The organism is Dehalococcoides mccartyi (assembly GCF_001889305.1).
GTDB classification, from domain to species: Bacteria; Chloroflexota; Dehalococcoidia; order Dehalococcoidales; family Dehalococcoidaceae; genus Dehalococcoides; species Dehalococcoides mccartyi_A.
Genome location: NZ_CP013074.1, coordinates 671,990 through 685,465, shown reverse-complemented (window position 1 = coordinate 685,465; position 13,476 = coordinate 671,990). Strand labels below are relative to the sequence as shown.

At 45.2% G+C, this 13,476-nt stretch carries 13 protein-coding genes and 4 tRNA genes; 2 read left to right on the top strand and 15 right to left on the bottom strand.

Annotated features, from left to right (window positions below; genetic code table 11):
* Window positions 1-549: 549 nt before the first annotated feature.
* Both ASJ33_RS03660 and hflX read right to left on the bottom strand, forming a co-directional pair.
* Window positions 550-762 (bottom strand): hypothetical protein, encoded by a 213-nt coding sequence (locus ASJ33_RS03660; RefSeq protein WP_023652189.1) that lies wholly within the window; start codon window positions 760-762, stop codon window positions 550-552.
* 5 nt (window positions 763-767) lie between these two features.
* Window positions 768-1,979 carry a GTPase HflX gene (gene hflX / locus ASJ33_RS03655; RefSeq protein ID WP_023652188.1) on the bottom strand — a complete coding sequence of 404 codons (1,212 nt, stop codon included), beginning with the start codon at window positions 1,977-1,979 and terminating at the stop codon, window positions 768-770.
* Between the two features lie 146 nt (window positions 1,980-2,125).
* Between hflX and ASJ33_RS03650 the strand changes: the two genes are divergently transcribed.
* The gene (locus ASJ33_RS03650; RefSeq protein WP_023652187.1) at window positions 2,126-2,923 is read left to right on the top strand and encodes an SDR family NAD(P)-dependent oxidoreductase; all 798 of its coding nucleotides are present in this window, start codon (window positions 2,126-2,128) and stop codon (window positions 2,921-2,923) included.
* 65 nt (window positions 2,924-2,988) lie between these two features.
* Here the strand turns inward: ASJ33_RS03650 and ASJ33_RS03645 are convergent.
* Both ASJ33_RS03645 and ASJ33_RS03640 read right to left on the bottom strand, forming a co-directional pair.
* A tRNA-Ile gene (locus ASJ33_RS03645) sits at window positions 2,989-3,063 on the bottom strand.
* Window positions 3,064-3,079: 16 nt separating this feature from the next.
* The gene (locus tag ASJ33_RS03640) at window positions 3,080-3,466 is read right to left on the bottom strand and encodes a zinc ribbon domain-containing protein (RefSeq protein ID WP_041330819.1); all 387 of its coding nucleotides are present in this window, start codon (window positions 3,464-3,466) and stop codon (window positions 3,080-3,082) included.
* Window positions 3,467-3,615: 149 nt separating this feature from the next.
* On the opposite strand from ASJ33_RS03640, the gene ASJ33_RS03635 reads away from it, so the two are divergent.
* Window positions 3,616-3,690 (top strand) — tRNA-Gly (locus tag ASJ33_RS03635).
* Window positions 3,691-3,724: 34 nt separating this feature from the next.
* Here ASJ33_RS03635 and ASJ33_RS03630 read toward each other — a convergent pair.
* The 11 genes from ASJ33_RS03630 to ASJ33_RS03580 all read right to left on the bottom strand — a co-directional run bounded on the left by ASJ33_RS03630 (window position 3,725) and on the right by ASJ33_RS03580 (window position 13,232).
* Window positions 3,725-5,194 (bottom strand): dihydrolipoyl dehydrogenase family protein, encoded by a 1,470-nt coding sequence (locus ASJ33_RS03630; protein ID WP_041331714.1) that lies wholly within the window; start codon window positions 5,192-5,194, stop codon window positions 3,725-3,727.
* Window positions 5,195-5,654: 460 nt separating this feature from the next.
* Window positions 5,655-5,732: transfer RNA gene (locus ASJ33_RS03625), tRNA-Pro, on the bottom strand.
* Between the two features lie 55 nt (window positions 5,733-5,787).
* Window positions 5,788-6,510 (bottom strand): 2Fe-2S iron-sulfur cluster-binding protein, encoded by a 723-nt coding sequence (locus tag ASJ33_RS03620; protein ID WP_041330818.1) that lies wholly within the window; start codon window positions 6,508-6,510, stop codon window positions 5,788-5,790.
* 11 nt (window positions 6,511-6,521) lie between these two features.
* Window positions 6,522-8,393 (bottom strand): NADH-quinone oxidoreductase subunit NuoF, encoded by a 1,872-nt coding sequence (locus ASJ33_RS03615; protein ID WP_041330817.1) that lies wholly within the window; start codon window positions 8,391-8,393, stop codon window positions 6,522-6,524.
* A complete protein-coding gene (locus tag ASJ33_RS03610; RefSeq protein ID WP_012881937.1) occupies window positions 8,393-8,866 on the bottom strand; it encodes a complex I 24 kDa subunit family protein in 474 nt (157 codons plus the stop codon). Before ASJ33_RS03610 ends, ASJ33_RS03615 begins: the two co-directional genes overlap by 1 nt.
* Complete coding sequence (gene porB, locus ASJ33_RS03605) at window positions 8,842-9,783, bottom strand: pyruvate synthase subunit PorB (RefSeq protein ID WP_012881936.1); 942 nt, start codon at window positions 9,781-9,783, stop codon at window positions 8,842-8,844. Before porB ends, ASJ33_RS03610 begins: the two co-directional genes overlap by 25 nt.
* The gene (locus ASJ33_RS03600) at window positions 9,783-10,955 is read right to left on the bottom strand and encodes a transketolase C-terminal domain-containing protein (RefSeq protein ID WP_012881935.1); all 1,173 of its coding nucleotides are present in this window, start codon (window positions 10,953-10,955) and stop codon (window positions 9,783-9,785) included. Before ASJ33_RS03600 ends, porB begins: the two co-directional genes overlap by 1 nt.
* The gene (locus ASJ33_RS03595) at window positions 10,955-11,251 is read right to left on the bottom strand and encodes a 4Fe-4S binding protein (RefSeq protein ID WP_011929000.1); all 297 of its coding nucleotides are present in this window, start codon (window positions 11,249-11,251) and stop codon (window positions 10,955-10,957) included. Before ASJ33_RS03595 ends, ASJ33_RS03600 begins: the two co-directional genes overlap by 1 nt.
* The gene (locus ASJ33_RS03590) at window positions 11,244-11,816 is read right to left on the bottom strand and encodes a 2-oxoacid:acceptor oxidoreductase family protein (RefSeq protein ID WP_023652182.1); all 573 of its coding nucleotides are present in this window, start codon (window positions 11,814-11,816) and stop codon (window positions 11,244-11,246) included. Before ASJ33_RS03590 ends, ASJ33_RS03595 begins: the two co-directional genes overlap by 8 nt.
* A 34-nt stretch (window positions 11,817-11,850) precedes the next feature.
* Window positions 11,851-11,922 (bottom strand) — tRNA-Arg (locus ASJ33_RS03585).
* Between the two features lie 35 nt (window positions 11,923-11,957).
* The gene (locus ASJ33_RS03580) at window positions 11,958-13,232 is read right to left on the bottom strand and encodes a cation:proton antiporter (RefSeq protein ID WP_041330814.1); all 1,275 of its coding nucleotides are present in this window, start codon (window positions 13,230-13,232) and stop codon (window positions 11,958-11,960) included.
* Window positions 13,233-13,476: the final 244 nt, after the last annotated feature.

Genomic DNA, 13,476 nt, shown 5'->3' with positions numbered 1-13,476 from the left:
AATCCGTAATGTTTGGTAGGGGATATTTATCTCAATATCTTTATCGGCAAGCCAACCATATAGTCCATAGGATTTCTACAGAAATATTTTTAGCATGCGCAAATATTAAATCATACTTGCTGCAAATTTAATTTTCGGTAAAACATTTGTTAGTTATTTTTTACGCCATCTTTTATGTTAAGTTATATTTTTAGCTTAACATATTACATAACATATATAGTGCGAACCACTATAAAGCTTAATTTTGACGTGTTTTGCCTTGAGTATCAAGATGAAATATTCTTCCAGACATTTGTTGTAATATATTTCAAACTTTCGTTTGAAGATCAACGCAAACCCATGAAGGCATTTGCACGTTCCCAAAAACTTATCCTAAATGCCCCCCTATCCAAAATTATGCAAAAACGAACTTCATCTGCACAAATTAGTATGCTTAATGCGTTTAATTATATAAAGGGTAATTAAGGGCAATGATGAACTAATGGATTGGTATTGCTCACCCCGTAAAAAGCCCTAGATTTGGATTCTGCGGGCTGCAATTTATTACGTTTATTTAGCGATATTTTCTGTTGCATCCTGCTTACCCAGGCTATTCAGCTTATTCAAAGCCTTCCTTTCCTCTTCGTCAATAGCCGCTAAATCATAATAAAAATAATAATCTTCACAAGCGCCTGTCTTAGCTAATAATTCCCGACGACGGCTAAGGCCTTTTGACAATTCATCTAAACATGACATTATATTGCCAGCCAATTCTTTTTCCATATATATTACCGCTCTTTCTTTCCCCCAATTTCATCATAAACCGCATACCCTGGATTAAAACCAATACCAAGCAGTTTTTCTTTCAGCATGCGGGTAAATTCCATCAAGCCCCAGCGTTTTGCGGCTGAGATAAGCACCGTATTTTCCGCCACCGGACACTCTGCTTTCAGTAAATTCAAGGCTTCATCTTCAGTCCAATTACGTCCGCCATCCAGCTTCAGGTCTATCTTATTCATAACTGTCAGACGGGGTTTATCAGCCACACCCATATCGGCCAGTATCTTTTCCACTGTTTGACACTGCTCAACAGCATTCTTCGCAGTTATGTCAACTACATGCACCAATAAATCAGCTTGATTTATTTCTTCAAGTGTAGCCCGGAAAGCTTTTACGATAGCAGGAGGTAATTTGCGTATAAAACCCACTGTATCAGTCAAGAGTACATTTCCCAGCCCGTTTATATACAACCTCCTGGTAGTCGGATCAAGGGTAGCAAAAAGTTTGTTTTCAGCTAATACATCTGTTTTGGCAACCGCATTTAAGAGGCTGCTTTTCCCGCTATTGGTATAGCCAACCAATGAAACCACCGGCACACCCCGCATACGCCTTCTTTCACGGTACAAATCACGGTGAGTTGTCACTTCGTCCAGATGATCCTGCAAACTGCGTATTTTAGTGCGAATTATGCGTTTATCTGTTTCAAGCTGGGATTCACCCGGCCCTCTAGTTCCTATTCCACCACCCAATCTTTCAAGATGACTCCACTGACCTGCTAGTCTTGGCAACAAATACTGCATCTGTGCCAGTTCAACCTGAAGCTGGCCTTCACGGGTATTAGCATGTTTGGCAAATATATCCAGTATAAGTGCCACCCTATCTATTACCTTTACGCCCAGCGCTTCCTCCAATAGTCTCTGCTGAATAGGTGAAAGCTCATCATCAAAAATGACCAGATTATAGTTAAGCTCTTTTTTCATCCCCACAAGCTCATCCAGCTTACCTTTTCCCAAGTATGAATTGCGGGCTGGTGCATGAAGCTTCTGAATTATACGGCCTACTACCGCTGCACCAGCAGTAAGCACCAGCTGGGATAATTCATCAAGCGAGTCTTCTATAGCCCAATTTGAGTTATTATTGGTATCTACAGCCGCTAAGACAGCTCTTTCCGGCTGGATTATCACATTATTTACAACTGTTTTATTAATGACACCCTCCATTTATGTAAAGTGTATACGTATTTATCTATTATATACCATATTGTCCCCATAATTAAGTTGAATGACGTATTGACACACACCCATCTGATAAATCAAAATAAACAAGGGCTAGTACCAATGGATTAATACTGTTAGGAGGAGAGACCATGATGACCGTAGCCGAGTTATTTGACCTAAAAGGCAAAGTTGCTATCGTAACCGGTGGTGCAATGGGTATTGGGAAAGGTATTTCCATGCGTTTGGCCGAAGCAGGTGCCAGTATAATGATTCCGGACCTGAACCTTGAAGTGGCTCAGAAAACAGCAGCTGAAATTCAGTCTATGGGCGGCAAAGCTGCAGCAGTTCAGGCTGATGTAAGCAACATCAGTGACGCTCAAAAAGTTATAGATACCACCCTGAAGGAATTTGGTGATCTGGATATTATGGTGAATAATGCCGGTATTTACCGCTTTATGCCTGCCATAGATATGACCGAGGCCATGTGGGATAAAACTCTTGGTATAAATCTTAAGGGGCTTATGTTCTTCTCACAGGCAGCCGCTAAGGCCATGATAGCGGCGAAACACGGCGGTAAGATAATAAACATTGCATCTATAGATGGCTTCCGCCCTACCGGTAATTTAGCGCATTATGACGCATCCAAGGGCGGGGTAGTTATGCTTACCAAAGCTATGGCTCAGGAATGGGCACCTCATGGCATACTGGTGAATGCCGTTGCACCTGGCGGTATAAACACCCCCGGTGCAGCCGCTTTAATGCCAAGCGGAAATATGTCAGCCGAACAGTTGATGGAGTTATCTAAATCATTTGTGGCAAAACTGCCGCTCAAACGGATGGGTGAACCGGATGACATTGGAAAAGTAGTCCTTTTCCTGGCAAGTGCGGCGGCAGATTATATGGTGGGAAGTGTTATTATAGCTGACGGCGGAGCTCTGCTGGTTTAACCCTGGAAGTAAATTATCAAATAAAGAGGGGGAGTTTTGAAACTCCCCCTCTTACTATCTATATATGGTGGGCTCGGTAGGTTTCGAACCTACGACCAAGCGGTTATGAGCCGCCCGCTCTGCCCCTGAGCTACGAGCCCTCAGGATAAAACTGTTTTATACTTCGCGGCCGGTAAATCCGGTACCGTAATCTTTAACTTTCTGTACTTTAGCTTCTTCCTGTTTGGCATATTCCACCCATGCTTCAGGTCCTTTTCCACAGGACTTTTCGCGTTCTTCACGCCATTTCTTTAGGGGGTCAGGATTTTTGATTTTATTTTCTTCGACTTTTTGCTGAGAAATCCACATTTTTTCATTGGCAGAATCCTTGCGGGATTCAGGTGCATCTTTGGAAAAAGCTACGCCATGGGTAAAATCTGAAACAATGCGGGGAGATTCCGCATTACAAACAGGGCAAGTGGCTGACAAGCTGGACTCACTCCGCGGTCTCATAAGTTCAAAGACTTTATTGCACTTTGAACATGAATATTCGTAGATTGGCATGAGTTACCTCCAATGAACTTGTTATCTTTAATCCGCAGAGAATTCTAACATGTTTTATATCTTCGTTCAAGCAAAAAAGATGCTTTCTCTACTCATAAAACACCTTTGACATGTTTGATTGTTCAGGTTAGAATAACCATGCAAAATCAGCGGGAGTAACTCAGTGGTAGAGTTCCTGCCTTCCAAGCAGGCTGTCGCGGGTTCGAGCCCCGTCTCCCGCTCCATCTTTCTTTCCCATGAGTATATCGCCAATAACGTTCAGAGGCGATTTATCACTGCATCCAGCTTATCTTTATAACCAGGCCAGTAACGCAGTACCAGCCTGATAAGCGGATTACGGCGCATTTTCATAGTATAGCTGATATCTGCCGCCCGTTTTATTATCCCCTCTTCATAAGTAGGATAAATATGGGGAATGCTATGCAGTTTTAAAAACGGCTTGTGAAGACATTTTACTATTTGCAGCTCGTGAATAAGGTTTTCGGCATGTGAACACAGCAGTTGTGCCCCTATCAGCCTGTCTTTTTTATCCAGCATAAATTTACACATACCGCGAATGTCGTGATCCATAACCGCCCTGCGCACCTTGTTTAGCGGATAGCGGATAATACGCACATTATTACCGTATTTCCGTCTGGCCTCATCTTCGGTCAAACCTATATGGGCCATTTGAGGTTCAGAATACGTTACCCAAGCCACATCTTCATACCTGATGCTTTGTTTAAATGGCAAGCAGGCGTTACTTGCTGCCAAAATAGCCTGTTTTTCAGCCATCATGCCCAACTGGATAGGCCCTGCGACATCACCGGCTGCAAATATATTTGAAGAGCTGGTTTGAAGTTTTTTATCAACACTGATACCCCGTGAGGTATATTTTACCCCGACTTTTTCCAGCCCAAGCCCGCTTACATTTGCCCGCCTGCCCACTGCAACCAGTACTGCTTCAGCCGCAATTTCATCAATTTTCCCTTCACGGGTTTGCATTTCAAGCTTCACTTGCCCGTTATTCTGCTTTTGGAAACGGATTGCCTTGGTGGAAATATGAATACTCAAGTTTTCTTCCACATTAAGATACTCAAATAATAATTCACTTAGCTCGGTATCATCCTTCGGTAGTATATGATCTGCCATTTCAACAATATCCACTTTGCATCCCAACCAGGCAAAAGCCAGTCCCAGTTCGATACCGGCTGGCCCTCCTCCCAATACAATCATGGAAGATGGTATGGTATTTATGTCAAATACTGTTTCATTAGTATAGAAAGGTATATCGACTAAGCCCTCTACCGGCGGAATCGCAGGACTTGAACCGGTGGCAATAATAAAACGTTTTGCGGAAATAACCTGTCCGTTTAAATTTATATAATGATGGTCTGTAAATACGGCTTCGCCTTTAAGTATATTTATGCCGATATTACCCAAGTTATCAAAATCATCAATTCGGGCAATATCTCCCAGGATAGAATGCAAGTACGACATAATATTACCCGGTTGCAGGTTCACACTGGCCAGTTTCACCCCGTTCCGGTTGTACTTTTCTATCTGTTGTATACGTAACCCTATTTGAAGCAACGCCTTGGAAGGGACACAAGCATTCCATGTACAGGCACCACCCAGTTTGCCTCTTTCAACCAAAGCCACTTTCTTACCTAACCCGTTAGCAAAAACAGCTGCAGTAAACCCGGCCAATCCACCGCCGATAACCACCAGATCATATTGATATTTCATACCTGTTCTCTTTCCGTCCGGCAAAATCATCAAGACAATGCAGTATTTACCCCTCCCCTGCCCTGTTTACTCTATCCATCTAATAATTCCAATATTATGTAATTTACAATCAGCAATGGGTTAATTTATTCTATCAGGCGTTTGCGGCAAGTCAATGTTTTTTAAGCTGAAGAAACTTGTGCTCAGGTTTTTATCCCTAGAAAACTTATTCAAAGTCTGGCAACATCCCAAACTTCCAAGCATTTGCAGAGATACACTGAAAAAATTTTGAGGTTAGCTTAAGTAAGAGGAGATGTTAGATAAAGAGTCAATGCTGAAATAAAGTCATTGATATTGGTATTCCGTTAGCAGCCTACTCCGCATAGGTAAAACGGAGTATATAAAATGGAATATACGGCCGAAACTAACTGCCAGCTTGGAAACATGTAAAAGGAAAGGATTGAACTCACAAAGAAAGGCCTGGTCGGGGTGAGAGGATTCGAACCTCCGACTTCAGCGTCCCAAACGCTGCGCGCTAACCAGACTGCGCTACACCCCGCAGGCGCCAGTATAACAAAGCTATGTTACAGGGTCAAGGAAGCCCCATACCCTTATTAACGGCAATCAGGACAGACATCAAAGAACTCTACCGGAACCTCTGTGGTATTCAGAATATGCTTGACCTGTTTTTCAGGAATCCATTCGGCACCGCATTTGGCACAGCGCCTAAGTTTAAAACTAACCTTGCAGTTAGGCCAGGTAATGATACGCATACCATTACCATCTTTCATTGTGATAGCACCGGTTGGACATATATATGCACAAGAGCCACAGGCAATGCAATCTGTTTTATCATCATAATATGGCAAAGCTACTTCACGGCTGGTGCCTCTGCTTACCAGACTGATAGCACTCTTGCCAACCACTTCGGAACAAACTCTGGTGCAAAGAGCACATAAAGTGCATAAATTTTCAGGTTTTTCACTTTCAAACCGCGAGCAGGTAACCCCCAGTTTCTTGGCCATAGCCTGAACCCCATCGGACTGGGGACAACGCGCCAGAAGAAGCTCTATAACAGTCTTGCGGATATTGGTAATACGGTCATTCTGGGTAGTAACCACCAAACCTTCTTCTGCCTGATACAGGCAGGAAGCAACCAGTTTTTTCCGCCCCTTCCGCTCAATTTCCACCATGCACAAGCGGCAGGCTCCATAGGCTGAAACCGCTTCATCTACGCACAAAGTAGGAATAAAAATACCATGCCGGTGAGCTACTTCCAGTACTGTTTGACCTTCTTCTGCCTGATACTTCTTGCCGTCTATGGTTAAATCTATCATGCTACCCTACCTTATCTGATTTCTACGGCGTGGAGCTTACAAGCGTCAAAACACGCACCGCATTTAGTACATTTGCTCTGGTCAAGTATAACCGGCATCTTTTTGCCTTGAGGAATAATAGCTCCTGTCGGACAGGCTTTATAACACAAACCGCAGCCGGGACAATTTGCATCAATGATATTATAGTTAATAAGGGCTTTACATTCCTTAGCCGGACAGGTTTTCTGCCGGATATGAGCCTCATATTCCTCACGGAAGTATTTTATGGTAGACATGACTGGATTGGGAGCACTGCCGCCCAGAGCGCACAAAGAAGCGTCCTGTATAGCTTGCGAAAGCTGCTCCAGAAGCTCTATGTCTCCTTCCTCGCCCTCACCTTTTGTTATCTTTTCCAAAATCTGGCGCATGCGTTTTACACCCTCACGGCAAGGTATACATTTGCCGCAGGATTCACCTTCAAGGAAACTTAGGAAATAACGGGCGATTTCCACCATGCAGTTATCTTCGTCCATAACAATCATGGCACCCGAACCCATCATAGAGCCAGCCTTGGTAAGTTCATCAAAATCTACCGGTAAATCCAGCATACTTTCAGGTAGACAGCCGCCGGAAGGACCCCCAGTCTGAATAGCTTTGAATTTTTTACCCTTGGGAATACCGCCGCCTATATCATATACAATTTCCCGAAGGGTAATACCCATAGGAACTTCAATAAGGCCGGTGTTGTTTACCTTACCCACCAGTGAGAATATCTTGGTGCCCTTGCTGCCCGCAGTGCCTATTTTATTGAACCAGTCTGCCCCTTTTTCCATAATCAGGGGTATATTCGCCCAGGTTTCCACATTATTCAGGGTAGTAGGCTTGTCATACAGACCTTTTTCAGAGGTATGAACATACTTGGCACGGGGTTCGCCGACCTTGCCCTCCAGAGAGGCCATAAGTGCCGTGGACTCACCGCAGACAAAGGCACCCCCACCCCGGTTGATATGTATTTTCAGGTCAAAGCCGCTGCCCAGTATGTTTTCACCCAGCAGACCATAATCTTCGGCCTGTTTTATAGCCAGAAGGGCGTGCTTTACAGCCATAGGATACTCATCACGGATATAAATATAAGCTTCATGCGAACCGATAGCATAAGCACCGATAATCATGCCTTCTATAACACTATGTGGATTGCCCTCCATCAGTGAGCGGTCCATAAACGCACCAGGGTCACCTTCGTCACAGTTGCAGATTACATATTTTACCGGGTCATGGGCGTCCCGGCAGGACTGCCATTTCCAGCCGGTGGGAAAACCGCCGCCGCCCCGCCCGCGCAGTCCGGATTTGATAACTTCTTCCACAATTTCTTCCGGCTTGAGGCCAGATATAGCCTTGGCCAAAGATTTATAGCCGCCCACCGCCAGATAGTCATCTATAGAGGTAGGGTCTATATTGCCGTTGTTGCCGAAAACCAGACGCATCTGTTTTTTATAGAAAGGCACATCATGTTCATGCACCTTTTTGTCTTTGGTCATGGGGTCAACATACAAAAGACGTTCTATTACTTCGTTGTTTTTTACGGTTTTTTCAATGATTTCAGGTATATCCGAAATTTTCAAACGCTGGTAGAAAATATTCTGGGGGCGGATAACTACCAGCGGGCCGCGTTCACAAAAACCATGACAGCCGGTAGTCCTTACCTCAACTTTATCTCCCAAACCGGCTTTCGCCAGTTCTTCTTCAAAGGCGTCCGCAACTTTTTTAGCCCCGTAGGCCTGGCAGCCGGTACCGCAGCAAATAGCAATAACCGTCTGTCCAGAATTCCTGCTTTTAAGAATTTCCTGCCTCTTGGCCTCAAGTTCGGCTACACTGCTAAACTTTTTAATCGCTGTATTACTCATTACTGGCATCCCTCAATCAAAGGTTTTACCTTTTCGGTAGTCATGTTGCCCATATACTGGCCATCCACTACAACCACAGGCCCCAAAGCACATGCACCAACACAGTTTACAGCATCAAGGCTAAATTTCATGTCTTCGGTGTTTTCACCTGCACAGCAACCCAGTTTTTCAACCAGCTTATCCAGTATCTTGTTGGCACCGCGTACATGGCAGGCAGTACCCATACACACATGAATAGAATGTTTGCCCTTGGGTTTCAGGCTGAAAGCCTTGAAGAAAGTGGCAACACTGTAAACCTGGCTCATTGGAACACCCAATCCCTGGCTTACGGCCTCCAGAGCGGGACGGGGCAGATAATTAAACTCAGTCTGAATATCCTGCAGTATGGCTACCAACATGCCTTTGTCTTTGGCATATTTATTCAGAATATCCTTAACTTTAGGCGCTACTATTTCTCTAGTTTCGGTGCACATGCCGCCCTCTCTGCAATCTTATTGTATTCCAGTTGAACTCTTTCCTGAATAAGGTCAAGAGATTCTTCTGTAAGATGGCGGAACCGCCGCTGAAGACTGGTGTATTCCCGTAGAGGCTTAAGCTCGGGGGTTTCCATGCTCAGCTTGTACTGGCCGTTAATGACCTCGTACAGAGGGAAAACACCGGTCTCAACCGCCAGCCGCCCTATCTTAATAGTATCTTCGGTAGCACAACGCCAGCCAGTGGGGCAAACAGATAAACAGTGTATATAGGCCGGACCGTCAGCCGCCAAAGCTTTGCTGACTTTTTCAATCATGTCAAAAGGATAGCTGGGGCAACAGGTAGCAACATACGGGATATTGTGGGCAACAGCTATTGCCGGCATATCTTTTTTCCATGAGAATTGACCTTTACCTACTTTACCGGCCGGTGAGGTAGTAGTGGACGCACCGAAAGGAGTAGCTGAGGAACGCTGAATACCGGTATTCATATAAGCTTCGTTGTCAAAACAAATATAGGTGAAATTGTGACCGCGTTCCATAGCGCCTGAAAGTGCCTGAAGACCAATATCTACAGTTGCACCGTCACCGCCGATGGCTACAATCTTTATATCCCTGTCTTCTATCCGCTTTTTGCGTTTAAGCACCTTAATGGCCGACTCAACACCAGAAGCAACCGCAGCCGTATTTTCAAACAGGGTATGTATCCATGGCAAACGCCATGAGGTATACGGATACTGGGAAGCGATAATTTCCATACAGCCGGTGGCATTTACCATTATGGTATTTTCATCCATAGCCTTGGTAGCCAAACGAACTGCCAGAGCCTCGCCGCAACCTATACATCCGCGATGCCCGGGGGCAAACAACTCACGTTTGGGCAGTAGCTTGGGAACAAATACTGAATAGTTCTGCATTATGCCCTCACTCCATATATTTCATATTCGTTAGGACTGCCTTTTTCTGCAATAGCCATACCTTTCTTCATGATATCCTCAAAATTGGCAACGGTAATATCCCGTCCGCCCAAACCGCCGATAATACTGACAATCTTGGGTTTTTTCTCCAGAGGATATAAAGCAGCCTTAATCTCAGAGCAGACCGGACCACCCGGACCGCCTACTGACAAGGCACGATCAAGCACGATAAGGTTTTTGGCATTTTTAACAGCAGCGCGCAGCTCTTCAAATGGGAAGGGACGCCACAACCGAAGCCGTACCAGACCGACACTCATGCCGTCATCACGCATTTTATCAATGGCGGCCATGGCAGTCTCTGAGAAACTACCCATAGTAAACAGCAGATTCTCGGCACCTTCGGTGCGATAGGTCTCAACCGGCTTGTAAGAACGGCCAAACTGCTTCTCAAAATCTTTCCAGACCTCTAAAATAACAGCCTTGGATTTTTGGAAATCCTGCTCCTGTGCCCATTTTGCTTCGGTAAAAATAACCGGAGGGGCAAAATCACCCATAGCGCGGGGATTATCAGGATTCAGTGCATACGGATAGTCATTAACGCTGAGGAAAGCATCTACCTGCTCTCTCTCCGGCATATCAATAGGCTCGATAACATGAGAAAGGTGGAAACCATCCAAGTGAACCATAACAGGCAAAAGCACCCTTTTGTCTTCGCCTATTTTAAAAGAACAGATAGTGTTATCAACCACTTCCTGTCCGTTTTCGGTAAATATTTGTATCCAGCCGATATCACGGCAAGACATTACGTCAGAGTGGTCACCCCAGACCGACAAAGGGCCGGAAAGAGCCCGGTTGGCAACCGCCATCATAATAGGCAGCCGCATGGAAGAAGCCACATAAAGCACCTCGTGCATAAGCTCAAGCCCTTGTCCGGCTGTTGCAGTAAAGGTGCGGGCACCGGCTGCTGCCGAACCCAGACAGGCACTCAGAGCCGAATGCTCAGATTCTACCGGAATATATTCGGCATCCAGTTCACCTTCGGCTACCATCTCGGCCAAATGTTCAACAATATGAGTCTGAGGAGTAATGGGATAAGCAGCAATGACATCAGCATTGCAAAGCCCTACTGCCTCACTCAGGGCAATGGAAACTTCTAAGCCTACTCTGGCCATTATTTCTCCTCCTCATCCTTCATAACAATAGCTCCAGTGGGACATTCATGAGCGCAGATACCGCAGCCTTTGCAATAGAAAAGGTCTGCTTCAAAAAAGCCCTCTTTGGTCTCATTTATGCAACCTTCAGGGCAAAATATATAGCACACGCCGCATTTTATGCACTTCTTGAAATTATGAATAGGCAATTGAGAACGCCAATCACCCGTCTTGTACTGACTGGCATTCCCGGGTTCACTGACTATACAGCCGGGTGTTACTTCTTGCCATGTAATCTGGTTTTCCTGTTTAGCCAACTTTAAGCTCCTTTACAGCAGTCTCTTCAAAGGCCTTTTTCATAGCTGCCATATTTTTAGCAGCCAGCTTTCCGAAGCGGTGTTTTAAAGGTTCTTCGAAGGCTTCCATATCCGTCAGAGCAGTTGCCTTTATAAGAGCACCAAGCATGGTTGTATTGACAATATTTACGCCTAATACTTCTTTGGCAATAGCAGTTGCATCAACTGTGGCTACTTTCCAGCGGTCACCATACTGAGAAGCAAAATACTCCAGCGGCTTGGTGGTATTGATAATAAGGGTGCCGCCTTCTTTAAGGCCTGAAACTACATTCCCGATGATAACCAAGCTGGGGTCAAGTACTACCACAATATCCGGCTGGCTTATGCCGGAACGCTCACGGATAGGATTATTGTCACTGATACGGTTGAAAGATTGAACCGGGGCACCTCTGCGTTCAGGCCCGAAACTGGGAAAAGCCTGAGCATATTTCCCCTTGCCAATTGCCGCCTGGGCGATAAGCTCGGCTGAGGTTACCGCACCCTGACCGCCACGCCCATGCCATCTGATTTCAATAAAATGTTTCATGTCTATGGTGGTAGTCCTCCCCGTTTTATAAAAGTGCCCCTGGAGAGACTCGAACTCTCGCCACCAGCTTCGGAGGCTGGTGCTCTATCCACTGAGCTACAGAGGCATAGTACCCAATTTTACCTTAAGCTATGTTTTTCCTCAAGGAAGCCGCTTGCCGTTAGCTTCAGCCTTTGGTTTAAATAAAGGGTTTATCATTAGGGGCATAACGAGGGTAGTCAGTATACTGACAGCTACCGCAATGCCGAAAAGGTCACGGGTAATAGCCCCGGCAATAAGTCCAGCCCCAGCTACGATAAGTCCAACCTCACCTCGGGGTACCATACCTACGCCGACAATCAAAGCACCATTATGGCTGGTTTTGCCCACAAACCGGGCAGGGAAATAACAGCCGACAATCTTGCCGACAATGGCCAGCACAACTATAACGAGTGCCGGCACAATCACTGCCCAGACTTCTTTTAAATCCACCTGCATACCCAGGTACGCAAAGAAGAACGGGGCGATAAAAAGCATTATAGGGCGTGTCTGGTGAAGTATTTCTTCTTTTTCCATAGTGGAAGCAAACATAAGCCCGGCTACATAAGCACCCACCACCGGGTGCAAGCCTACCAGAGTAACCAAATAAGAAACCAGTAAACCCACAATCAAAGCCATAACCGGCATAGTACCGGAGGCCTTGAACGGAGTAAGTATATATTTTGATATATATTTATGTCCGTACACACCCAGCAAAAGTATACCCAGCCAGACAGCGAAACCGATAACACCGGTGCCGATAGCACTTAAGGCATTGATACTGCCGCTCTGAGCCATGGAGATAACCACAGAAAGGATAACCAAACCGATGATATCATCCACAACCGCAGCTACCAGAATAATAGTGCCTTCACGGGAGCTGAGTTTACCCATATCCATCAGGATACGCACCGTTATGCCAATGCTGGTAGCGGTCAGAATAGCACCGATGAAAAGCCAGCCGGCCATGTGCAAATCAGGGAAAAAGTACATGGCGCTAAACACCCCCAGCGCAAAGGGGACAATCACTCCGCCTATGGCAACCATGGCACCGGTAAAACTGTTTTTAATAAACGAAGCAACGTTTGTTTCCAGCCCCGCCACAAACAGCAGCACCACTACCGCTATCTGTGAAATAATTTCCATAGGGGCAAATTCACTCAGATGTTCGCCATTCTGACTGAACACCCCATCAATAAGGGCAAAATTCATAATGATAGGGTCATTGGCAAAAAGGAATTGCCCAACTAGAAAGGGTGAAATGATAATACCGGCCAAAAGCTCACCAATAACCGCCGGTTGCTTCAGAAAACGCTCGGCAATAGCGCCGCCCAAACGAGCAACAAGCAGTATGAGGCCGAATGAAAGTATAAATTTAAAATATATTTCTGTTTCCATACCAGCCGCTTAAGAATAATTTGACCTATTCTAGCAAAAATACGCCCGATAATCTAATTTACTGATTGCTATAGCAAGCTGGCGGCTGAAAAATATATTTTAAAACAATAAATTATCCTGTATTCATGTTTTAGAGACTTCGATGCCGCTTCGCCGGGGCGATGTTTTTCTATTATAAAACAGTAAACGTTATGTAAACATATTTTAGTGCCATGGAGAATACCCATACACGCAGATATTTGGC

What these genes read in the sequence shown, in the direction of transcription:
- ASJ33_RS03660 (WP_023652189.1), bottom strand. Translation starts at nt 762, where the DNA reads ATGGAAAAAGAATTGGCTGGCAATATAATGTCATGTTTAGATGAATTG.
- hflX (WP_023652188.1), bottom strand. Translation starts at nt 1,979, where the DNA reads ATGGAGGGTGTCATTAATAAAACAGTTGTAAATAATGTGATAATCCAG.
- ASJ33_RS03650 (WP_023652187.1), top strand. Translation starts at nt 2,126, where the DNA reads ATGATGACCGTAGCCGAGTTATTTGACCTAAAAGGCAAAGTTGCTATC.
- ASJ33_RS03640 (WP_041330819.1), bottom strand. Translation starts at nt 3,466, where the DNA reads ATGCCAATCTACGAATATTCATGTTCAAAGTGCAATAAAGTCTTTGAA.
- ASJ33_RS03630 (WP_041331714.1), bottom strand. Translation starts at nt 5,194, where the DNA reads ATGAAATATCAATATGATCTGGTGGTTATCGGCGGTGGATTGGCCGGG.
- ASJ33_RS03620 (WP_041330818.1), bottom strand. Translation starts at nt 6,510, where the DNA reads ATGATAGATTTAACCATAGACGGCAAGAAGTATCAGGCAGAAGAAGGT.
- ASJ33_RS03615 (WP_041330817.1), bottom strand. Translation starts at nt 8,393, where the DNA reads ATGAGTAATACAGCGATTAAAAAGTTTAGCAGTGTAGCCGAACTTGAG.
- ASJ33_RS03610 (WP_012881937.1), bottom strand. Translation starts at nt 8,866, where the DNA reads ATGTGCACCGAAACTAGAGAAATAGTAGCGCCTAAAGTTAAGGATATT.
- porB (WP_012881936.1), bottom strand. Translation starts at nt 9,783, where the DNA reads ATGCAGAACTATTCAGTATTTGTTCCCAAGCTACTGCCCAAACGTGAG.
- ASJ33_RS03600 (WP_012881935.1), bottom strand. Translation starts at nt 10,955, where the DNA reads ATGGCCAGAGTAGGCTTAGAAGTTTCCATTGCCCTGAGTGAGGCAGTA.
- ASJ33_RS03590 (WP_023652182.1), bottom strand. Translation starts at nt 11,816, where the DNA reads ATGAAACATTTTATTGAAATCAGATGGCATGGGCGTGGCGGTCAGGGT.
- ASJ33_RS03580 (WP_041330814.1), bottom strand. Translation starts at nt 13,232, where the DNA reads ATGGAAACAGAAATATATTTTAAATTTATACTTTCATTCGGCCTCATA.